This is a genomic window from Streptomyces sp. NPDC001135 (assembly GCF_053598395.1).
The window spans coordinates 1-23987 of sequence record NZ_JBSFKD010000013.1 but is presented as its reverse complement, the minus strand read 5'-3'; the positions used below and the strand labels follow the sequence as shown (position 1 = coordinate 23987).

The following is a 23987-nucleotide window of genomic DNA, read 5'->3' as shown; positions in this document are numbered from 1 at the left end:
GATCATGCCAGCGTTCAGAAGGGAGTTCAGGGCAGGTGTCGACCGATTCGCAAGCGAGAGATTGTCGTATTCCAACAACTTGCGAGGGGTCGGGTGTGATCAGGAAGGTCGTGAAGGAGAGGCCGGTCCAGTCACGGGGGGATCCCGGAAGACTCCGTGCGCGCCCTGATGCCCAGCACCACCACCCCTGATCGAGGCCTCGGCGCCGAGGTGTTCGAAAGGTACTTCCCCGCGTTGCGGGCCGAGCTGGAACGGGGCGGTGCGCCGGTGTGGGACTGGGGCGAGGGTCTGTGTGCGGTGCGGCAGTTGCGTTCCCGTGCCTCCGCGCAGGGTGACGTGGAGTACGTTGTTCTCGATCTGGATGGTGTGGCACGCACAACCCCAGCCTGAATCCGCGGTCATCGAAGCCGCGGCTGCGCGCAGGTGCGAGCTGCGCCGCCTCCTGGCCGGTCGGCGTGCCTCGTGGGGGCTGTCACACCTCCCGCTGTGGTGGTGAACGGCCACGTCCGCGTGCGACCGAACTGGCCGTTGGCATATAAGCACGCTTTTCCATGGCCCGGTTGCCCGGGTTCCGTCCCGGCCGGGCGCATCCGGCCGGGCGAAGGTCCTCTGCGCGCGGCACCGCCTGCACCTCGAACGCGCGCCCGTACGCACGGAACTGGGCCACCACGTCATGCTGGAGAAGCTGATGGCGCTCGACGAGGCAGTAAAGAGCGTTCTCGACGCCGATGCCGCCGACGGCATCGTCGACCCGCGGCCCGGGCGGGGAGTCGTGTCACGGCGATCGGCCCGGGTCACCGACCAAGCGGGCGCCGTCGAGATGTGCCGTCGCGAGACGAACTCGGTGACGCCGTACGGGAGTTTCGTCGGTATCCCCGGTTCAGCGCCGAATAGCCCACACCTCCTCGGGTTCATGACGCCGCCACACGGGTGGTTCTGCGCGGAGCGCCGACGCCCGCGTTCGGCCGCGTGATGCCTTGTCCGCACACGGAACTTGGACTGGTACCCGGGCCGACACCCGTGCTCGTTGATCGGACGATCCGGCGTGCCGACGAGAAGATCTCGGGCATTTCCGCATTAACCTCTCGTCACCTTATGACGTGGCGGAACGCGCACGCGTCCGCTTCAACGCTCGGAGAAGACATGCGCAAGACTCGCAAGACCGCTGTCGTGGCCCTCCTCCTCGCCACCGTCGGCTTCCTCGGAACCGGCACCGGCACCGCCTACGCCCACGGGCAGGGGCACGGGCACAAGAAGGGGCACGGGAGCAGCCACAAGGACCAGGGTCGAGAGAGCGAGACGGTCCTCATCAGCCAGAGCACCTCATGCACGACGGCCGAAGAGAACGTCGACGTACAGGGCGAGTCCGGATTCGAGAACGGCCGGGAGGGCAACGCGCCCAACGGCAAGGGGTCACCCGGTGCGCAGAACACCAACGTCGGCTCACGCCTGGGGTGCGACAACACCCTCGTCCTCGGCAAGTAGCCCACACGGTCCCGGCGCCGCGCCACACGCCCGGCGCCGGGACCTCGGGGACGCGGCTACTACGTCGCCCCCGACGGCGACGACACCGATCTCAGGACGGTTCCGGCGCAGGCGACCGGATCGAAGGATTCCGAGTGTACGGCCACTCCGGAGACGGCGTGGACGCCAGCGCCTTCGGCGGCGCCGTGACCGTCGAACGCACCTGGTCCTTCGGCAGTGGCGTCGACCACGGGGGCACCGAGAAGTGGCGACATCGCTCTGGCGCACCACCCCGATTCGTGGCCGGGGAGCCGGGCACGGCAGAGCGCCAACTCCTGGGAGAGCGAGGCTGGACCACATCGCGGCTGCGCCTCACCGGCGCCGCGCCGGCGACCGCGGCGCGCGGGGTGGACGGCAGCCTGCCGGCGACAGCGTCTCTCACCGGCACGTCTCTCACCGACACCCACGAGCCGCCCCGGAACAGCTGGCAGCCAGGAAAGGGCGTCTGCCGGGCGTTTGCCCTGGTCAGGCGCCCTTTCTCGTGCCTCAAGGGGGAGCCCGGCTTCTTCGGCGAGTGCGACACCGGGAAGGTACTCCGTCTGCTGGCGTACCGCGGTCACGCGGCTTTGACCAGTACGAATGAGGAGTCACCGACCATTGGGGATTCCCCTAGACCTGATCCGCTGCAGCGGCGGAGGGCGGCCTTGGGACCGAAACTGGGGTCACACCGCAACGTGTTGCCGCCCGGTCGTGCCCAGCGCCTGTGCCGTGGCCGCCATGGTGCGGTGCCTTTTCATTCTCTGTGTGGGTGGGTGGAGTGCACATGGTCGAGTCCGAGCTCAACGGAACGGGGAGTCGGGCCGGTTCGGCTTCGGCGGACTCGGCCGATGGCATAGCTGTCATCGGCCTGGCGTGCCGACTGCCGGGGGCCGCCGACCCGGCCGCCTTCTGGCGGCTGCTCAGCGAGGGCGTGGACGCGATCACCGACGTCCCCCCGGACCGGTGGGACGGGGCCGCGGTGGCTGACGCCGACCCGTCCGCACCCGGCAGGACCGACATCCGCCGCGGCGGATTCCTCGACCGCGTCGGCCACTTCGACGCCGGGTTCTTCGGTCTCTCCCCCAAGGAGGCCGCCGCCATGGACCCGCAGCAGCGGCTCGCGCTGGAGCTGGCCTGGGAAGCGCTGGAGGACGCGCACGTGCGCGCCGAGACGCTGCGCTCCACCCGCACCGGAGTGTTCGTCGGCGCCATCTGGGACGACTACGCGACCCTGCACCACCGCTCCGGACTCACCGCCATCTCCCCGCACACCGTCACCGGCCTGCACCGCAGCATCATCGCCAACCGGGTCTCGTACTTCCTCGGTCTGAACGGCCCCAGCCTGACCGTGGACTCCGGCCAGTCCTCTTCCCTGGTCTCGGTCCACCTGGCCTGCGAGAGCCTCCGCAAGGGCGAATCGACGATCGCCCTCGCGGGCGGCGTGAACCTCAACATCGTCCCCGAGAGCACCCTGGGCGCCGCCAAGTTCGGCGGACTGTCCCCCGACGGCCGCTGCTTCACCTTCGACGCCCGCGCGAACGGCTACGTCCGCGGCGAGGGCGGCGGCATCGTCGTCCTCAAACCTCTCGCCCGGGCCGTCGCGGACGGCGACCCCGTCTACTGCGTGATCCGCGGCAGTGCGGTCAACAACGACGGTGGCGGCGACGGGCTGACCGTGCCGCTGCAGTCCGGGCAGGAACAGGTGCTCCGGCTCGCCTACGAACAGGCCGGGATCGACCCCGCGCACGTTGGCTACGTGGAGTTGCACGGCACCGGAACGAAGGTCGGCGACCCCGTCGAGGCAGCCGCGCTCGGCGCGGTGCTCGGCACGGCACGCGAGCCCGGCCGCCCTGTGCGGGTCGGCTCGGCCAAGACCAACGTCGGCCACCTGGAGGGCGCCGCCGGCATCACCGGCCTGCTGAAGGCCGCCCTGTCGCTCAGCCACCGCGAACTGCCCGCCAGCCTCAACTTCGAGACGCCGAACCCGGCGATCCCGCTTGACCGGCTGAACCTGCGGGTGCAGACCGAGCACAGCGAATGGGCCGCCGAGGACGGCCGCCCGCTGCTGGCCGGCGTCAGCTCGTTCGGCATGGGCGGCACCAACTGCCACATCGTGCTGGCGGAACACCGGGCGACGACGGCGGACACCGCCGCGGAAGCGGGTACGGGCCGGGCGGCGGAGGCGGATACGGCAGCGGGTACGGGCGCGGCTGCGGACGCGGCCCCGACCTTGTGGCCGCTGTCCGCCAAGACCGCATCCGGGCTGCGCGCCCAGGCCGCCGCCCTGCTCGCACACGCCGAGGCGCACCCCGGTCCCGCCCTGCCCGACGTCGGATGGTCCCTGGCCACCGGCCGTACCGCCTTCGAACACCGGGCCGTCGTCGTGGGCGAGACCCGCGACGACTTCCTGCGTGCCCTGCGCGAACTGTCCACCGGCGGCATCGACGCCGCACTGACCACGGGCCGCACGGGCCCGCGCGGCGAGCTCGCCTTCCTCTTCTCGGGCCAGGGCAGCCAGCGGGCCGGCATGGGCCGCGAACTGGCCGCGGCCTTCCCGGCGTTCGCCGCCGCGCTGGACGAGGTGTGCGCACACCTCGACCCCTTGCTGCCGCGACCGCTGCGCGAGGTCATGTTCGCTTCCGAAGGCACCGAGGAAGCGGCTGAACTCGACCGGACCCTCTACACGCAGACCTCGCTGTTCGCCGTCGAGGTCGCCCTGTTCCGGCTGCTGGAGAGCTGGGGCATCACCCCCGGCGTGCTCATGGGCCACTCCATCGGCGAACTCGCCGCCGCGCACGTGGCCGGCGTCCTCTCGCTCGCCGACGCCTGCGCCCTCGTGGCCGCGCGTGGCCGCCTGATGCAGGCGCTGCCCGCCGGGGGCGCCATGATCGCCGTCCAGGCCACGGAGGACGAGGTCCGCGCCCGCATCGGCGACCGCGGCGACCGCGTGAGCATCGCCGCGCTGAACGGACCGGACTCCGTCGTCGTCTCCGGCGACGAGGACCTCGCCACCGAGATCGCCGCGGCCTTCGCCGCCCAGGGCCGCAAGACCAGCCGACTGCGGGTCAGCCACGCCTTCCACTCCCCGCTGATGGAACCCATGCTGGCGGAGTTCCGCGACGTGGCCGAGGGCCTGACCTTCCACGCCCCGCGCATCCCGATCGTGTCCAACGTGACGGGCCGGCTGTCCGAGGAGCCCTCGGGGTACGAAGGGCGCACGGCCGCGTACTGGGTCCGCCACGTGCGCGAGGCGGTCCGCTTCGCCGACGGCGTCGCCCGCCTCGACGAGCAGGGCGTCCGCACGTACCTGGAGCTCGGCCCCGGCGGCGTGCTCACCTCCATGGCCCGCGCAGGCGCTGACGGCGAGTCCCTGTTCGTCCCCGCCCTGCGCGCCCGTCGTCCCGAGGCGCAGGCCCTGCTGGCGGCGGTCGCCTCGCTGCACGTCCACGGCGTGGAGCCGGACTGGAACGCCCTGTTCGGCGGCGGCCGAGGCACACACCGCAAGCTCGCGCTCCCCACCTACGCGTTCGAACGGCAGCGGTACTGGCTGGACGGCGACACCACATCGCCCGTCGTCACCACCGGCTGGGCCCCTGAGACCCCGCAGCCGGACGCCGTCGCCGAGACCGACAGCACACCCGTCGGAGCCCTGGGCCGGAGGCTGGCCGGACTGCCCGAGCCCGAACGCGACGAGGCCGTACTCGACCTGGTCCGCGCACACATCGCCGCCGTACTGGGCCACGCCGAAGCCCGCCAGGTCGAGACCGAGTGGACGTTCAAGGACCTCGGCTTCGACTCGCTCAGCTCGGTGGAACTGCGCAACCAGCTCAGCGAAGCCACCGGCCTGCGCCTGCCCAGCGGGCTGCTGTTCGACCACCCGACCCCCGCCGCGCTCGCCCGCCACCTCGCCGCCCGGTCCCTGCGCGGCGAGGACACGGCGGCCTCCGCGCCCGCGACGGCGGCCGACCCCGACGAACCCATCGCCATCGTGGCCATGAGCTGCCGCCTGCCCGGCGGCGTCAGCTCCCCCGAGGACCTGTGGCGGCTGCTCGCCTCCGGCGGCGACGCCATCTCCGGATTCCCGACGGACCGCGGCTGGGACGTCGAAGCGCTCTACGACCCGGAGCCCGGCACACCCGGCAAGTCCTCCACGCGGCACGGCGGCTTCCTGCACGAGGCGGCCGAGTTCGACGCCGCCTTCTTCGGCATCAGCCCTCGCGAGGCCGCCGCGATCGACCCGCAGCAGCGGCTGGTCCTGGAGACCGCGTGGGAGGCGTTCGAGCGGGCCGGCATCGACCCGGCCACGCTCCGCGGGAGCCGGGCGGGCGTGTTCATCGGCGCGACGGCACAGGACTACGGACCCCGGCTGCACGAGCCGGTCGACGGCGTCGAGGGCTACCTGCTGACCGGCACGACGACCAGCGTCGCCTCGGGCCGCGTGGCCTACTCGTTCGGTCTCGAAGGTCCCGCCGTCACGGTGGACACGGCCTGCTCGTCGTCCCTGGTCGCCCTGCACCTGGCCGTCCAGTCACTGCGGAGCGGCGAGTGCACGATGGCCCTGGCCGGCGGCGTCACCGTGATGTCCACGCCCGGCATGTTCGTGGAGTTCAGCCGACAGCGCGGCCTGTCGGCGGACGGCCGGTGCAAGGCGTTCGCGGCCGGCGCGGACGGCACGGGCTGGGCCGAGGGCGTCGGCATGCTCCTCGTGGAGCGGCTCAGCGACGCCCGGCGCAACGGCCACCAGGTGCTGGCCGTCGTACGGGGCAGCGCGGTCAACCAGGACGGCGCGTCGAACGGACTCACGGCGCCCAACGGCCCCTCCCAGCAGCGCGTCATCCGGCAGGCCCTGGCGGCCGCCGGACTCGCGCCCGGGGACGTCGACGCCGTGGAGGCCCACGGTACGGGCACGCGGCTCGGCGACCCGATCGAGGCGGAAGCCCTCATCGCCGCCTACGGCCGGGGACGGGACGACGACCGGCCGCTGTGGCTGGGCTCGCTGAAGTCGAACATCGGTCACACGCAGGCCGCGGCGGGCGTGGCCGGGGTGATCAAGATGGTCATGGCGATGCGGCACGGGGTGCTGCCGCGGACCCTGCACGTGGACGAGCCGACCCCGCACGTGGACTGGTCGGAAAGCGGCGTACGCCTGCTGACCGAGGCGGTGGAGTGGCCCGCGGGCGACCTGCCGCGCCGGGCAGCGGTGTCCTCCTTCGGTATCAGCGGCACCAACGCGCACGTCATCGTCGAGCAGGCCGCGACGAGCGAAGAGCCCGCCCGCGGGACGACCGCCCCGGGACCGGTCCCGTGGGTGCTGTCGGCGAAGAGCGATGCGGCGCTGCGGGAGCAGGCGGTCCGGCTGCTGTCCTTCCTGGACGCCGAGGGCGCCGACGGCGTCGAGGGCGTGGAGGGTGCTGTGATTCGGCCGGAGGACGTGGCGTTCTCGCTGGCGACGTCGCGTGCGGTGCTGGAGCGCCGTGCGGCGGTGGTGGGGGAGGAGCTCGGGGAGTTCCGCCAGGGGCTGGCGGCACTTGCCTCCGGCGCTGCTCCGGTGGGCGGTGCCGTCGGGGGCAAGGTCGGGTTCTTGTTCTCGGGTCAGGGTTCGCAGCGGCTGGGGATGGGGCGTGAGCTGTACGCGTCCTATCCGGTGTTCGCGGATGCGTACGACGAGGTGTGTGCGCGTCTGGACGCGCCGGTCGACGTCGATGCGGAATCGCTTCACCAGACGGGTTCGGCGCAGCCCGCGTTGTTCGCGGTCGAGGTGGCGTTGTTCCGGTTGCTGGAGTCGTGGGGTGTGCGGCCGGATTACGTGGCGGGTCATTCGGTGGGTGAGATCGCTGCCGCGCATGTGGCGGGTGTGTTGTCGCTGGAGGATGCGGCGAAGCTGGTGTCGGCGCGTGCCGCGCTGATGCAGGCCCTGCCCGCGGGTGGGGCGATGGTGGCGGTCCAGGCGAGCGAGGACGAGGTGCTGCCGTACCTGACCGACGGGGTTGGTATCGCCGCGGTCAACGGCCCGCGGTCCGTGGTCGTTTCCGGTGCTCAGGACGCGGTCCTGGCGGTTGCCGAGGTGTTCGCTGCTCAGGGTCGTAAGACGTCCCGTCTGAAGGTCAGCCATGCGTTCCATTCGCCGTTGATGGATCCGATGCTGGCGGAGTTCGCGCAGGTCGTCAGTGGTCTGGCCTTCGAGGAGCCGCGGATCCCGGTGGTCTCGAACCTCACCGGCGGGCTGGCCGAGCCGTACACCCCCGAGTACTGGGTGCGGCACGTCCGTGAGGCGGTGCGGTTCGCCGACGGCGTCCAGACCCTGCACGGCCTGGGCGTGACGACCTTCGTCGAGGTCGGCCCGGGCGGCGTGCTGAGCGCCCTCGCCCAGGGCTGCTTCGACGACGGCACGGACATCGTCACCGTTCCCGCCCTGCGCGCCGACCGCCCCGAGCCGTACGCGATCACCACCGCGATCGGGCAGCTGCACACCCACGGCATCGCGCCCGACTGGCAGGCGCTGTTCCCCGGCGCCCGGCGTGTCGACCTGCCGACCTACGCCTTCCAGCGCGAGCGCTACTGGCTCGACGCGCCTCAGGTGGCGACTGCCGGCGGGGCGATGGACGCCGAGTTCTGGGACTCCGTCGAAAGCGGGGACCGGACGTCTCTCGGTGCGCTCCTGGGACTGGAGGCCGCCGAACTGGACGTGGTCGCACCCAAGCTGTCCGCCTGGCGCCGACAGCGGCGCGAGCAGTCCACCGCCGACGGCTGGCGCTACCGGATCACCTGGCAGCCGCTCGGTGACACGGTCGGGGCCGCTCCGTCGGGCACCTGGCTCTACATGGCCTCCGAGGAGACCGCGTGGACCGAGGCGATCCGCACCGGACTCACGGAACTCGGCGTCACACTCGTACCGTTCGCCGTGGGCGAGGACACTGACCGCGACGCGCTCGCCCGGGCCTTCGCCGACGCCGGGCACGAGCAGGCCGACGGCATCCTGTTCGCCGCAGCACGGCAAGAAGCGGGGACGGACGCCCTCCAGCGGCTCGTCCTGCTCGTCCAGGCCCTCGGCGACGCCGGGATCGAGGCTCCGCTGTGGTGTCTGACCAGCGGCGCGGTGTCGACCGGCACGGCGGACCCGCTGACCGACCCCTTCTGCGCCCGGCTCTGGGGCCTGGGCAGGATCGTCGCCCTGGAACAGCCGCAGCGCTGGGGCGGGCTCGTCGACCTGCCCGCCGAGCTCGACTCCCGCGCGCTGGAGCGCCTGGCCGGTGTGCTGGCCCAGGCCGACGAGGACCAGCTCGCCGTACGCGCCTCCGGCGTGTCCGGCCGCCGCCTCGTGCGCGCGCCGCAGAGCGCGGCACCGGCGGACGCACCCTGGTCGCCGCGCGGCACCGTGCTCGTGACCGGCGGTACGGGTGCGCTGGGCGGCCACGTGGCCCGCTGGCTCGCCGGTGCCGGTGCCGAGCACCTGGTGCTCACCAGCCGCCGGGGCCCCGACGCCCCGGGCGCCGCTGAACTAAAGGCGGAACTGGAGGAGTTGGGCGCCCAGGTCACCGTCGCCGCGTGCGATGCGGCCGACCGCGACGCGCTCGCCGAGTTGTTCGGCCGGCACACCGTGAACGCCGTGGTGCACACCGCAGGCGTACTCGACGACGGCCTGGTCGAATCACTCACGCCCGAGCGCCTCGACCACGTGCTGCGCCCCAAGGTGGACGCAGCGCTCCACCTGCACGAGCTCACCCGGGACCACCAGGACCTCGACGCCTTCGTGCTCTTCTCCTCGATGACCGGTGTCTGGGGCAACGGCGGCCAGGGCGCCTACGGTGCCGCGAACGCCTTCCTCGACGCCCTCGCCGAGCAGCGCCGGGCGCAGGGCCTGCCCGCTCTGGCCGTCGCGTGGGGATCCTGGGCGGACGGAGGCATGGCCGACGGCGCGGCCGGTGACCATCTGCGGCGGCGCGGCGTACGGGCGCTCGCGGCCCTTCCCGCGCTCTTTGTGCTGCACGGCGCGCTGACCCACGGCGAGACCTCCGTGACCGTCGCGGACGTGGACTGGGACCGCTTCGTCCCGGCCTTCGCCGGTACGCGCCCCTGCCCGCTGCTGCTCGGCGTGCCCGAGGCCCGCAACGCCCTCGAAGCGCGTGCCCAGGCCGCGCAGAGCGCCGAAGTGCCCGCGTCCGCCCTGGGCCGGCGCCTCCTGGGTGCCACACCGGCGGAGCAGGGCCGCATCCTGCTGGACCTGGTCCGTGAGCAGGCCGCCACGGTGCTCGGCCACACGGGCAGGGGCGCCTTCGAAGCCGACCGGACGTTCCGCGAGACCGGCTTCGACTCGCTCACCGCCGTCGAGCTGCGCCATCGGCTCAGCACGGCCACCGGCCTCAAGCTGCCCACCACCCTGGCCTTCGACCACCCGACCCCCAGCGCCCTCGCCCGTCATCTGGGCGAGGAACTCCTCGGCCGGCACGGCCTGGAGGCGGTCGCCGCGCAGGCGACGGCCGCCGCGGCCGACGAGCCCCTCGCGATCGTCAGCATGAGCTGCCGCTTCCCCGGTGGCGTCCAGTCGCCGGAGGACCTGTGGGAACTGCTCAGCTCCGGCCGGGACGCGATGTCCGGCTTCCCCACCGACCGCGGCTGGGACATCGACGCGCTCTACGACCCCGACCCCGACCGGCCCGGCAAGACGTACGCGCGCGAGGGCGGCTTCCTCCACGACGCGGCGGACTTCGACGCCGGTCTCTTCGGGATCTCGCCGCGTGAGGCGCTGGCCATGGACCCGCAGCAGCGGCTGCTGCTGGAGACCGCGTGGGAGGCCTTCGAGCGGGCCGGCATCGCCCCCGCGTCCGTCCGCGCCACCCGCACCGGTGTCTTCATCGGCACCAACGGCCAGGACTACGCCAACGGGCTGCGCAACGCGCCCGAGGAGATCGAGGGGTACGCGCTCACCGGCAAGGCGGCCTCGGTCGTCTCCGGACGCATCTCCTACACGTTCGGTCTTGAGGGCCCTGCCGTCACGGTCGACACGGCGTGCTCGTCGTCGCTCGTGGCCCTCCACCTCGCCGCGCAGGCACTGCGGAGCGGTGAGTGCTCGATGGCCCTGGTCGGGGGCGTCACGGTCATGACCACGCCGGACCTGTTCGTGGAGTTCAGCCGGCAGCGCGGCCTGTCGGCGGACGGCCGGTGCAAGGCGTTCGCCGCCGGTGCCGACGGCACGGGCTGGGGCGAAGGCGTCGGCCTGCTGCTGGTGGAACGGCTGTCCGACGCCCGTCGGAACGGGCACCAGGTGCTGGCGGTGGTCCGCGGCAGTGCGGTGAACCAGGACGGCGCGTCCAACGGTCTGACCGCGCCCAACGGCCCCTCGCAGCAGCGGGTGATCCGGCAGGCGCTGGCGTCCGCCGGGCTCACGCCGGCCGACGTGGACGCCGTCGAGGCCCACGGCACGGGCACCAGGCTCGGAGACCCGATCGAGGCGCAGGCCCTCCTCGCCACATACGGGCAGGAACACTCCGACGACCGGCCGGTGTGGCTGGGCTCGGTCAAGTCCAACATCGGTCACACGCAGGCCGCGGCGGGCGTGGCCGGTGTGATGAAGATGGTGCTGGCGATGCGGCACGGCGTGCTGCCGCAGACGCTCCATGTGGACGAGCCGACCGCGCACGTGGACTGGTCTGCGGGCGCCGTACGGCTGCTGACCGAGCCGGTGCCATGGCCCGGGACCGCCGGGCCCCGCCGGGCCGCGGTGTCGTCCTTCGGCATCGGCGGGACCAACGCACACACGATCATCGAGGAGGCGCCCGCCACGGCCGTGGCCGAGCCTGCCCCGGAACACCGCCCGGTGCCCGTGCCGTGGGTGCTGTCGGCAAGGAGTGAGGTGGCGCTGCGGGCCCAGGCGGAGCGTCTGGCGGCCTTCGCGACCGAGGACGTGTCGCCCGTCGACGCCGGATTCTCGTCGGCCACGACGCGGTCGGCGCTGGAGCACCGCGCCGCGGTGATCGGCACCGACCCGGCGGAGCTGCGGGCGGGACTGGAGGCCCTCGCGGCAGGCGAACCGGCGGCGAACGTCGTCGCCGGGCGCGCTCACCCGGCGGGCAAGGTCGGGTTCCTGTTCTCGGGTCAGGGTTCGCAGCGGCTGGGGATGGGGCGTGAGCTGTACGCGTCCTATCCGGTGTTCGCTGTGGCGTACGACGAGGTGTGTGCGCGTCTGGACGTGCCGGTCGACGTCGATGCGGAAGCGCTTCACCAGACGGGTTCGGCGCAGCCCGCGTTGTTCGCGGTCGAGGTGGCGTTGTTCCGGGTGCTGGAGTCGTGGGGTGTGCGGCCGGATTACGTGGCCGGTCATTCGGTGGGTGAGATCGCTGCCGCGCATGTGGCGGGTGTGTTGTCGCTGGGGGATGCGGCGAAGCTGGTGTCGGCGCGTGCCGCGCTGATGCAGGCCCTGCCCGCGGGTGGGGCGATGGTGGCGGTGCAGGCCGCCGAAGAGGAAGTCCTGCCGTACCTGACCGACGGGGTCGGTATCGCTGCGGTCAACGGGCCTCAGTCGGTTGTGGTCTCCGGCGCTGAGGACGCGGTCACCGTGATCGGTGAGGTCTTCGCCGGTCGGGGTCGTAAGACGTCCCGTCTGAAGGTCAGCCATGCGTTCCACTCGCCGTTGATGGATCCGATGCTGGCGGAGTTCGCGCAGGTCGTCAGTGGTCTGGCCTTCGAGGAGCCGCGGATCCCGGTGGTCTCGAACCTCACCGGCCGGCTGGCCGAGCCGTACACTCCCGAGTACTGGGTGCGGCACGTGCGTGAAGCGGTGCGGTTCGCCGACGGTGTGCGGACCCTGCACGAGCTGGGTGTGACCACGTTCGTGGAGATCGGCCCCGGCGGTGTGCTGAGCGGCATGGCACAGGGCTGTGTCGACGACGTCGTCACCGTCCCCGTACTCCGAGCCGACCGCCCCGAACCACAGGCGCTCACCACCGCGTACGCCCAACTGCACGTCAACGGCGCCGAAGTGGACTGGCACGCCTTCTTCCCGGGCGCCCGGCGCGTCGACCTGCCCACGTACGCCTTCCAGCGCGAGCGCTACTGGCTCGACGCCCCCGCCTCCGCCGGTGACATGCGCGCGGTGGGACAGGGCGAGGCCGGTCATCCCCTCCTCGGCGCCGCCGTGCCGCTGGCCGACGGCGACGGACACCTGCTCACCGGGCGGCTCTCGACGCACACGCACCCGTGGCTGGTGGACCACGCCGTCAGCGGGGTCGCGCTCCTGCCGGGAACCGCGTTCGTCGAGCTGGCGATCACCGCTGCCGACGCCGTGGGCTGCGACCTGCTGGAAGAACTGACGCTGGAGACACCGCTGCTCGTGCCCGAACGCGGCGGTGTCGCCCTGCAGGTGCGCGTCGGCGCCGACGACGGCTCGGGCCGCAGGTCGCTGACCGTGCACTCGCGGAACGACGACGGAGACGCGTACGCCCACGAGGACGACTCCGAGCGGCCATGGGTCCGGCACGCCTCCGGCTCACTGACCGTTGCCACGGGACGCTCCGTGGGCGGCTCGCTCGACGTGTGGCCGCCCGTGGGTGCGGAGCCGGTCGACGTCGACGGATTCTACGACCGCCTCGCCGACATGGCGCTCGACTACGGCCCCGTCTTCCAGGGGCTGCGCGCCGCGTGGCGGAGCGGGGACGACTTTTTCGCCGAGGTGGAGCTGCCCGGCGCGGAGAAGACGGACGCGGGCGCGTACGGCCTGCACCCCGCCCTGTTCGACGCCGCCCTGCACACCGTCTGGCTGGGCGCGGTCGAGCCCGAGGCCGGGACGGGGAACGGACTGCTGCCGTTCGCCTGGAGCGGCGTGCGCCTGGCGGCTGCCGGAGCCTCCGGCCTGCGGGTGAAGGTCTCGCGCGCCGGCACCGGCACCTCCACGGTGTCGCTGGTGCTGGCCGACGGCACCGGTGAGCCGGTCGCGCAGGTCGACTCGCTGACACTGCGCCCGGTGCCCGCCGACCAGTTGCGCGCCGGTTCCGGCAGCGACGACGCGGTCTTCGGCCTGGAGTGGACGCCGGTCGGCCTGCCGTCGGCGCCGACCGGCGTGCGGATCGAGACGTACGAGGACCTCGCCGCCCTTCGGGCCGCTGACTCGCCGGCCGGCACCGAAGCCGAAGCCGGAGCCGATACCAGTGCCGTCGCCGATGCCGTGGTCGTCCCCTGCCCGACCGGGGCCGGCGCGGACCTGGCCACCCGGGTCCGTGAGGTCACCCACGCCGTGCTGGAGCTGCTGCAGTGGTGGCTGGCCGAGGAGCGCCCGGCGCGCCTGGTGCTGGTGACGCGTACCGGAGATCTCGCCCAGGCGGCGGTCCGCGGACTGGTGCGCTCGGCGCAGACCGAGAACCCCGACCGCATCGTGCTCGTCGAGACGTCCACCGATGCCCATGCCAATGCCGACGGCGACGCCGGTCTTGGCCAGGTGCTGCCCGGCCTGATCGCATCGGGTGAGCCGCAGGCCGCGGTACACGCGGGCGGCGAGGTCCGGGTGCCGAGGCTGGTCCGCGTCGCCGCGCCCGGCGCCGAGCCGCAGCTCCCCGGCCTCGGCTCCGGAACCGTCCTGCTCACCGGCGCGTCGGGCGGGCTGGGCGGGCTGTTCGCCCGGCACCTGGTCGCCGAGCACGGCGTCCGCAGCCTGCTGCTCGTCAGCCGCCGCGGCGGGGACGCACCCGGCGCGACCGAGCTCGCCGCCGAGCTGACCGCGCAGGGCGCCGACGTCACCTGGGCCGCGTGCGATGTGGCCGACCGCGACGCCGTCCGCGCACTCCTGACCGGGCCCGGGCAGAGCCTGTCCGCGATCATCCACACCGCCGGCGTCCTGGACGACGGAATCATCGGCTCGCTGACCCCCGAGCGGCTGGACGCCGTGTTCCGCCCGAAGGTGGACGCGGCGCTGAACCTGCACGACCTGGCGGATGAACTGTCCGGCGACCTGTCCGCGTTCGTGCTCTTCTCCTCGGCGGCGGGCACCCTCGGCACGCCGGGCCAGGGGAACTACGCCGCTGCGAACACCTTCCTCGACGCCCTCGCCGAGCACCGCCGTGCCGCGGGCCTGCGGGCCACGTCCCTGGCCTGGGGCCTGTGGGCGCAGGACAGCGACAGCGCCATGACCGGCAGGCTCGACCACACCGATCTCACGCGCATCAAGCGCATGGGCCTCGCCGCGATCCCGTCGGCGGACGGCCTGCGGATGTTCGACGCGGCACTGGCCACCGACCGGGCAGCACTCACCCCGATCCGGCTCGACACGTCCGCCTTCCGCGACGGACAGGGGCAGCCCGTCCCCTCGGTCCTGCGCGCACTGGTGCGGGTCGCGCCGGCGCGGCGCGCGGCGCGGACCGCGCCGCAGGGATCGCTGGGTCAGCGGCTGGCCGGGCTGCCGGAGGCCGAGCGCGAGCAGGTGGTGCTGGACCTGGTGCGTACCGAGGTCGCCGCCGTGCTCGGGCACGCAGGCGCACAGTCGGTCGGTGCGGACGACTCGTTCAAGGACATCGGGTTCGACTCGCTGACCGCCGTCGAACTGCGCAACCGGCTCAACTCGGCCGTCGGCATGCGCCTGCCCGCCACCCTGATCTTCGACTACCCGACCCCGCTCACCCTCGCCCGCTTCCTCACCGCCGAGGCCGCAGGCTCCGGCGAGGCGGCGGCAGCCGTGCCGGCGACCCTCTCCACGGCCACCGGAACGGCGGACGAGCCCATCGCGATCGTGGGCATGGCCTGCCGCTACCCCGGCGGCGTGCAGTCGCCCGAAGACCTGTGGCAGCTGGTGTTCTCCGGGCGCGACGCCGTGTCGGGCTTCCCCGAGGACCGCGGCTGGGACGTGGAGAAGCTCTACCACCCGGACCCCGACCAGTGGGGCACCAGCTACACCCGAGAGGGCGGGTTCCTCCACGACGCGGCGGACTTCGACGCCGAGTTCTTCGGGATCTCGCCGCGTGAGGCGCTGGCGATGGATCCGCAGCAGCGGTTGCTGCTGGAGACGTCGTGGGAGGCGTTCGAGCGGGCGGGGATCGACCCGGCGACGGTGCGGGGCAGCAGGACCGGTGTCTTCGCCGGTGTGATGTACCACGACTACGGCGGGCGCGTGCACACCTCGCCGGCAGGGCTGGAGGGCTACCTCGTCAACGGCAGCGCGGGCAGCGTCGCTTCGGGGCGCGTTTCGTACACGTTCGGGCTCGAGGGTCCGGCGGTCACGGTCGACACGGCGTGCTCGTCCTCGCTGGTGGCGCTGCACCTGGCGACGCAGGCCCTGCGCAGCGGCGAGTGCTCGATGGCCCTCGTCGGTGGCGTCACGGTGATGGCAGGCCCGTCCGTGTTCGTGGAGTTCAGTCGTCAGCGTGGTCTGTCGGCGGACGGCCGGTGCAAGGCGTTCGCTGCCGGGGCGGACGGTACGGGCTGGGCCGAGGGTGCGGGCATGCTGCTGGTGGAGCGGTTGTCCGACGCGCGGCGCCTCGGGCACCGGGTGCTGGCGGTGGTGCGGGGTACGGCGGTGAACCAGGATGGTGCGTCGAACGGTCTGACGGCTCCGAACGGGCCTTCGCAGCAGCGGGTGATCCGGCAGGCGCTGGCGAACGCCGGTGTGTCCTCGGGTCAGGTCGATGTGGTGGAGGCGCATGGTACGGGGACGAGGCTGGGTGACCCGATCGAGGCGCAGGCGTTGCTGGCCACGTATGGCCGGGAGCGGTCGGAGGGCCGGCCGTTGTGGCTGGGTTCGCTGAAGTCGAACATCGGTCACGCGCAGGCGGCTGCGGGTGTCGGTGGTGTGATCAAGATGGTGATGGCGATGCGGCACGGTGTGCTGCCGCGGACCTTGCATGTGGACGAGCCGACGCCGCACGTGGACTGGTCGGCCGGTGACGTCCGGTTGCTGACCGAGGCCGTGGAGTGGCCTGCGAGCGACGAGCCGCGCCGAGCCGCCGTGTCGTCCTTCGGCGTAAGCGGCACCAACGCCCACGTGATCGTCGAGCAGGCGCCCGGCGTGGCGGAGGGCTCCCCGGCTTCGGCCTCGGGTGCGGTCGTGCCGTGGGTGGTGTCGGCGAAGAGTGATGCGGCGCTGCGGGAGCAGGCGGTCCGGCTGCTGTCCTTCCTGGACGCCGACGGCGTCGAGGGCGTGGAGGGTGCTGTGATTCGGCCGGAGGACGTGGCGTTCTCGCTGGCGACGTCGCGTGCGGTGCTGGAGCGCCGTGCGGCGGTGGTGGGCGCGGACATTGCGGAGCTGCGGCAGGGGCTGGCGGCACTTGCCTCCGGCGCTGCTCCGGTGGGCGGTGCCGTCGGGGGCAAGGTCGGGTTCTTGTTCTCGGGTCAGGGTTCGCAGCGGCTGGGGATGGGGCGTGAGCTGTACGCGTCCTATCCGGTGTTCGCTGTGGCGTACGACGAGGTGTGTGCGCGTCTGGACGCGCCGGTCGACGTCGATGCGGAATCGCTTCACCAGACGGGTTCGGCGCAGCCCGCGTTGTTCGCGGTCGAGGTGGCGTTGTTCCGGTTGCTGGAGTCGTGGGGTGTGCGGCCGGATTACGTGGCGGGTCATTCGGTGGGTGAGATCGCTGCCGCGCATGTGGCGGGTGTGTTGTCGCTGGGGGATGCGGCGAAGCTGGTGTCGGCGCGTGCCGCGCTGATGCAGGCCCTGCCTGCGGGCGGGGCGATGGTGGCGGTCCAGGCGAGCGAGGACGAGGTGCTGCCGCACCTGACCGACGGGGTTGGTATCGCCGCGGTCAACGGCCCGCGGTCCGTGGTCGTTTCCGGTGCTCAGGACGCGGTCCTGGCGGTTGCCGAGGTGTTCGCTGCTCAGGGTCGTAAGACGTCCCGTCTGAAGGTCAGCCATGCGTTCCACTCGCCGTTGATGGATCCGATGCTGGCGGAGTTCGCGCAGGTCGTCAGTGGTCTGGCCTTCGAGGAGCCGCGGATCCCGGTGGTCTCGAACCTCACCGGCGGGCTGGCCGAGCCGTACACCCCCGAGTACTGGGTGCGGCACGTGCGTGAAGCGGTCCGGTTCGCCGACGGCGTCCAGACCCTGCACGGCCTGGGCGTGACGACCTTCGTCGAGGTCGGCCCGGGCGGCGTGCTGAGCGCGCTCGCCCAGGGCTGCTTCGACGACGGCACGGACATCGTCACCGTCCCCGTCCTGCGCGCCGACCGCCCCGAGCCGTACGCGATCACCGCCGCGATCGGGCAGCTGCACACCCACGGCGTTACGCCCGACTGGCAGGCGTTCCTCCCGGGGGCCCGGCGCGTCGACCTGCCGACCTACGCCTTCCAGCGCGAGCGCTACTGGCTCGACGTTCCCCAGGCGTCCGGCGACATCCGGGCCGCCGGTCTGGGGGCGGCGGACCATCCGCTGCTCGGTGCCGCGATTGCGACCGCCGACAGCGACGGGGCCCTGCTCACCGGGCTGCTCTCCCTCGAAACCCACCCGTGGCTCGCCGACCACGCTGTGAACGGGACCGTTCTGCTGCCCGGCACCGCGTTCGTCGAGTTGGCGGTCCGGGCGGGCGACGAGACGGGGTGCGGATGGATCGAAGACCTCACCCTTGAGCTTCCCCTGGTCGTGCCCGAGCGCGGTGGCGTCACCCTTCAGGTGGCGGTCGGCCCGGACGACGAGTCAGGCCGGCGGCAGCTGAGCGTGCACTCGCGCGTCGACGGCGGCGCGTGGCTGCGGCACGCGACGGGTGTGCTCTCCTCGGCAGAGGCACCGTCTCCTGCGGACCTCGGCGCGTGGCCACCGGCGGGTGCGGAGGCCGTCGACCTGACCGGGTTCTACGAGGGCATGGCTGCCGCCGGTCTGGACTACGGTCCGGCCTTCCAGGGCCTGCGATCGGTGTGGCGCGGCGGGGACGACGTCTTCGCCGAGGTCGAGCTGCCGGAGGAGCCCGCTGCCGAGGCGGCGGCGTTCGCCCTGCACCCGGCGCTTCTGGACGCCGCCCTGCACGCACTGGCCGCCGGTGGGCTGGTGTCGCCGGCCGATGGCCCGGCCCTGCCGTTCGCGTGGTCCGGCGTCGTCGCGCGGGCGGCCGGTGCGGCGATGGTGCGGGTGAAGCTGTCGCGGACGGCCACCGGTTCGGTGACGCTGGCCGTGGCCGATGGCGCCGGTGACCCGGTGGCCTCGGTCGAGTCGCTGTCGTTGCGGGCCGTCTCGGCGGAGCAGTTGCGCGGTGCCGGTGGTGGCGATCAGCTGTTCGCGCTGGAGTGGACGCCGTTCACTCCGCCCTCCGCCACCGACGCGCTGACGATCGAGACCGTCACGGACTTCGACGCACTGCGGGAGTCGGAAGGGACACCGGACGTCGTGGTCGTTCCGTGCCCGGCGGGTTCCGGTACGGAGACCGCCGGCCGTGTGCACGGCACCACGAGTGAGGTGTTGGCGTTGGTGCGGTGGTGGTTGGCGGAGGAGCGTGTGGGGCGTCTGGCGTTGGTGACGCGTCCGGGGGATCTGGCCCATGCCGCGGTGTGGGGGCTCGTACGGTCTGCGCAGTCGGAGAACCCGGACCGGATGGTGCTGGTGGAGGCCGAGAAGACGGAGGCGGAGGCGGTGGTTCGTGTGCTGCCCGCCGCGCTCGCTTCCGGTGAGTCGCAGTTCGCGGTCCGTGACGGGGAGGTGTTCGTCCCGCGCCTGGTGAAGGCCACCGGGACCGCCACCGGCACCCCGGACTTCGGCACCGGCACCGTCCTCGTGACCGGTGCCTCCGGGGCGCTGGGCGGGCTTGTCGCACGGCACCTGGTCGCCGAACACGGCGTACGCAGCCTGCTGCTGCTCAGCCGGCGCGGCGCGGAGGCCCCCGGTGCGGTCGAGCTGGAGGCCGACCTCGCCGCCCGGGGCGCGGAGGTGCGCTGGGCGGCTTGCGACGCGGCCGACCGGGACGCCCTCGCCGAGGTGCTGTCCGGCACACCGGTGACGGCCGTGGTGCACACGGCCGGCGTCCTCGACGACGGCGTGATCGCCTCGCTCACCCCGGAGCGCATGGAGAAGGTGCTGCGCCCGAAGGTCGACGCCGTGCTCAACCTCCACGAGCTGACGAGCGACCTGTCGGCGTTCGTCGTCTTCTCCTCGGTGTCCGGCATCCTGGGCAGCGCGGGACAGGGCAACTACGCGGCGGCGAACACCTTCCTCGACGCCTTCGCGGAAGCCCGCCGCGCCCAGGGCCTCACCGCCACGTCGCTGGCGTGGGGCCTGTGGGAGGAGGGCAGCGGCATGGCCGACCGGCTCGACCGGGCGGACCTCACCCGGCTCAGGCGGGCAGGCCTGGCCCCGATCGCCCCCGACGAGGGACTGCGGCTGTTCGACGCGGCACTGGCCCTGGACCTGGCCGCCGTCGCCCCGCTGCGGCTGGATCTGGGAGGGTTGCAGGGCACGGTGCCGCCGGTCCTGCGAGGGCTGCGCGGCCCCACACGGGGCACCGCGCGGCGCGCGGCGCGGACCGCGCCCAAGGGATCGCTGGGTCAGCGGCTGGCCGGGCTGCCGGAGGCCGAGCGCGAGCAGGTGGTGCTGGACCTGGTGCGCACCGAGGTCGCCGCCGTGCTCGGCCACGCCTCGGCCCAGGCCGTCCAACCGGAACACGCGTTCCAGGAGGCCGGATTCGACTCGCTCACCTCGGTGGAACTCCGTAACCGGCTGAACGCGACGACCGGGCTGCGGCTCCCCGCGACCATGGTCTTCGACCACCCCACACCCGTCGCGCTCTCCCGGTTCCTGCTGGCCGAGACGCTGGGCGTCCAGGAGCGGTCCGAGGCCGCGGTCGCCGCGGTGACCGGGACGGACGAGCCGATCGCGATCGTGGGCATGGCCTGCCGGTTCCCCGGTGACGTACGGTCGCCCGAAGACCTGTGGCGCCTGGTCGACTCCGGCGGCGACGCGATCTCGGGCTTCCCCGAGGACCGTGGCTGGGACGTGGAGAACCTCTACGACCCGGATCCGGACCGCTCCGGCAAGTCCTACGTGCGCCACGGCGGTTTCCTCCACGAGGCCGCCGAGTTCGACCCCGCCTTCTTCGGGATCTCGCCGCGTGAGGCGCTGGCGATGGATCCGCAGCAGCGGTTGCTGCTGGAGACGTCGTGGGAGGCGTTCGAGCGGGCGGGGATCGACCCGGCGACGGTGCGGGGCAGCAGGACCGGTGTCTTCGCCGGTGTGATGTACCACGACTACGGCGGCCGCGTGACGACGGCTCCGGAGGGCATGGACGCCTACCTGGGCAGCGGCAGCGCGGGCAGCATCGCCTCCGGCCGGGTCTCGTACACGTTCGGGCTCGAGGGTCCGGCGGTCACGGTCGACACGGCGTGTTCGTCCTCGCTGGTGGCGCTGCACCTGGCGACGCAGGCGCTGCGCAGCGGCGAGTGCTCGATGGCGCTGGTCGGCGGTGTCACCGTCATGGCGACTCCCTCGACGTTCGTGGAGTTCAGTCGTCAGCGTGGTCTGTCGGCGGACGGCCGGTGCAAGGCGTTCGCTGCCGGGGCGGACGGTACGGGCTGGGCCGAGGGTGCGGGCATGCTGCTGGTGGAGCGGTTGTCCGACGCGCGGCGCCTCGGGCACCGGGTGCTGGCGGTGGTGCGGGGTACGGCGGTGAACCAGGATGGTGCGTCGAACGGTCTGACGGCTCCGAACGGGCCTTCGCAGCAGCGGGTGATCCGGCAGGCATTGGCGAACGCCGGTGTGTCCTCGGGTCAGGTCGATGTGGTGGAGGCGCATGGTACGGGGACGAGGCTGGGTGACCCGATCGAGGCGCAGGCGTTGCTGGCCACGTATGGCCGGGAGCGGTCGGAGGGCCGGCCGTTGTGGCTGGGTTCGCTGAAGTCGAACATCGGTCACGCGCAGGCGGCTGCGGGTGTCGGTGGTGTGATCAAGATGGTGATGGCGATGCGGCACGGTGTGCTGCCGCGGACGTTGCATGTGGACGAGCCGACGCCGCACGTGGACTGGTCGGCCGGTGACGTCCGGTTGCTGACCGAGGCCGTGGAGTGGCCTGCGAGCGACGAGCCGCGCCGAGCCGCCGTGTCGTCCTTCGGTATCAGCGGCACCAACGCCCACGTGATCGTCGAGCAGGCGCCCGCTTCGGCGGACTTGCCGCCCGCGCCCGACTCCGGCGCGGTCGTGCCGTGGGTGCTGTCGGGCAGGACGGACGCGGCGCTGCGGGCACAGGCGGAGCGCCTGCTGTCCCTGGCCGCGGACACGGACCTGTACCCGGCCGACATCGGCTTCTCGCTCGCCACCGCACGCTCGGCCATGGAGCACCGGGCCGCCGTGGTGGGGGAGAACCGGGACGAACTCCTGGAAGGACTCCGCGCGCTGGCCGCAGGATCCCCGTCCACCCGGGTCGTCCTGGGCGAACCGGGCACCGGCGGCAAGGTCGGGTTCCTCTTCTCGGGTCAGGGCTCGCAGCGGATCGGCATGGGCCGCGAACTGTATGAGGCGTACCCGGTGTTCGCTGCCGCGTACGACGAGGTGTGTGCGCGTCTGGACGCGCCGGTCGACGTCGACGCGGAATCGCTTCACCAGACGGGTTCGGCCCAGCCCGCGTTGTTCGCGGTCGAGGTGGCGTTGTTCCGGTTGCTGGAGTCGTGGGGTGTGCGGCCGGACTACGTGGCCGGTCACTCGGTGGGTGAGATCGCTGCCGCGCATGTGGCGGGTGTGTTGTCGCTGGGGGATGCGGCGAAGCTGGTGTCGGCGCGTGCCGCGCTGATGCAGGCCCTGCCCGTGGGTGGGGCGATGGTGGCGGTGCAGGCCGCCGAAGAGGAGGTCCTGCCGTACCTGACCGACGGGGTTGGTATAGCGGCGGTCAACGGGCCTCAGTCGGTTGTGGTCTCCGGCGCTGGGGACACGGTCACCGTGATCGGCGAGGTCTTCGCCGGTCGGGGTCGTAAGACGTCCCGTCTGAAGGTCAGTCACGCGTTCCACTCGCCGCTGATGGACCCGATGCTGGAGGAGTTCGCGCAGGTCGTCAGCGGGCTGGCCTTCGAGGAGCCGCGGATCCCGGTGGTCTCGAACCTCACCGGCCGGCTGGCCGAGCCGTACACTCCCGAGTACTGGGTGCGGCACGTGCGTGAAGCGGTCCGGTTCGCCGACGGCGTCCAGACCCTGCACGGCCTGGGCGTGACGACCTTCGTCGAGGTCGGCCCGGGCGGCGTGCTGAGCGCGCTCGCCCAGGGCTGCTTCGACGACGGCACGGACATCGTCACCGTCCCCGTCGTACGGACCGACCGACCCGAGCCGCAGGCCGTCGTCACCGCGCTCGCCGAACTGCACACCCATGGCGTATCCCCGGACTGGCGGGCCCTCTTCCCTGGGGCCCGGCGCGTCGACCTGCCGACCTACGCCTTCCAGTACGAGCGCTACTGGCTGGAAGCGCCCGAGGAGTTCACCGGCAGGGCCGCCGCCACCGGACTCGGGCTGGGTGCGGCGGAGCACCCGTTGGCCGGTGCGGCGGTCGCGCTGCCCGGCGCCGGCGGGTTCCTGGTCACCGGGCGGCTCTCGCTCAGGACGCACCCCTGGCTCGCCGACCACACGGTCATGGACAGCGTGCTGCTGCCGGGTACCGCGCTCGTGGAGCTGGCGGTGCGTGCGGGCGACGAGGCCGGTTGCGCACAGGTCGAGGACCTGACACTGGAAGCACCGCTGATCGTCCCGGACCGCGGCGGTGTGGCCGTGCAGGTGTGGGTCGGGGCCGAGGAGGAGCCGGGCAGGCGCGCGCTGAGCGTGCACTCGCGACGGGAGGATGCCCCGGACGACGCGTCGTGGGTGCGGCATGCGGTCGGCTACCTGACGGACGCGCTGCCCGAGCCGCCGCACGGCGCGGACCTCGGCGCGTGGCCGCCGGCGGGTGCGGAGGCCGTCGACCTGACCGGCTTCTACGAGGGCCTGGACGGACTCGGCCTGGACTACGGCCCGGTCTTCCGCGGCCTGGGGTCGGTGTGGCGCAGCGGGGACGACGTCCTCGCCGAGGTCGCACTCCCCGAGGGCACGGAGGCGGGCGGGTTCGCCGTTCATCCGGCGCTGCTGGACGCGGCGCTCCACGCGATCGGCGCGGGCGGCCTCGTCCCCGTCGCGGACGGGCCGCTGCTGCCCTTCGCCTGGTCCGAAGTGGGTGTGCGTGCCGTGGGGGCGACGGCGCTGCGGGTCAGGATCTCTCGCACGGGTACCGACGCGGTGTCGCTGACCGTGGCCGACACCTCGGGTGGTCTGGTGGCGACGGTCGGATCGCTGTCGCTGCGACCGGTGTCGCGTGAGCAACTGCTCGCGGCGGGCGGCTCCGGCAGGCGTGCCGACGACGCCCTGTTCGGCCTCGCATGGCAGCCCGCGGCCCTCACGGAGCCCGACGCCGCCGGGCTCGACGTACGGAGCTACGCGGACCTGGCAGCTCTGTCCGCCGAGCCGACTCTTCCCGATGTCGCGGTGGTCACGGTCGTTCCGTGCCCGGCGGGTTCCGGTACGGAGACCGCCGGCCGTGTGCACGGCACCACGAGTGAGGTGTTGGCGTTGGTGCGGTGGTGGTTGG

The 23987-nt window shown here is 72.8% G+C and carries 4 protein-coding genes; all 4 read left to right on the top strand.

The features are described 5' to 3' along the window. Window positions 1–168: 168 nt before the first annotated feature. On the top strand, window positions 169–390 hold the full coding sequence (locus ACWC94_RS17725) for a hypothetical protein (RefSeq protein ID WP_450797486.1): 222 nt from the start codon (window positions 169–171) through the stop codon (window positions 388–390). Between the two features lie 283 nt (window positions 391–673). Then, window positions 674–973, top strand: a complete 300-nt coding sequence (locus ACWC94_RS17720) for a hypothetical protein (RefSeq protein WP_450797485.1) — start codon at window positions 674–676, stop codon at window positions 971–973. 170 nt (window positions 974–1143) lie between these two features. Continuing rightward, window positions 1144–1485 (top strand): hypothetical protein, encoded by a 342-nt coding sequence (locus ACWC94_RS17715; RefSeq protein WP_450797484.1) that lies wholly within the window; start codon window positions 1144–1146, stop codon window positions 1483–1485. 802 nt (window positions 1486–2287) lie between these two features. Beyond that, window positions 2288–23987: type I polyketide synthase (locus tag ACWC94_RS17710; RefSeq protein WP_450797482.1), on the top strand; the 21700-nt coding region annotated here is incomplete at its 3' end.

Coding starts and splice junctions, on each gene's coding strand:
- ACWC94_RS17720 (WP_450797485.1), top strand. CDS start 674: ATGCTGGAGAAGCTGATGGCGCTCGACGAGGCAGTAAAGAGCGTTCTC.
- ACWC94_RS17715 (WP_450797484.1), top strand. CDS start 1,144: ATGCGCAAGACTCGCAAGACCGCTGTCGTGGCCCTCCTCCTCGCCACC.
- ACWC94_RS17725 (WP_450797486.1), top strand. CDS start 169: ATGCCCAGCACCACCACCCCTGATCGAGGCCTCGGCGCCGAGGTGTTC.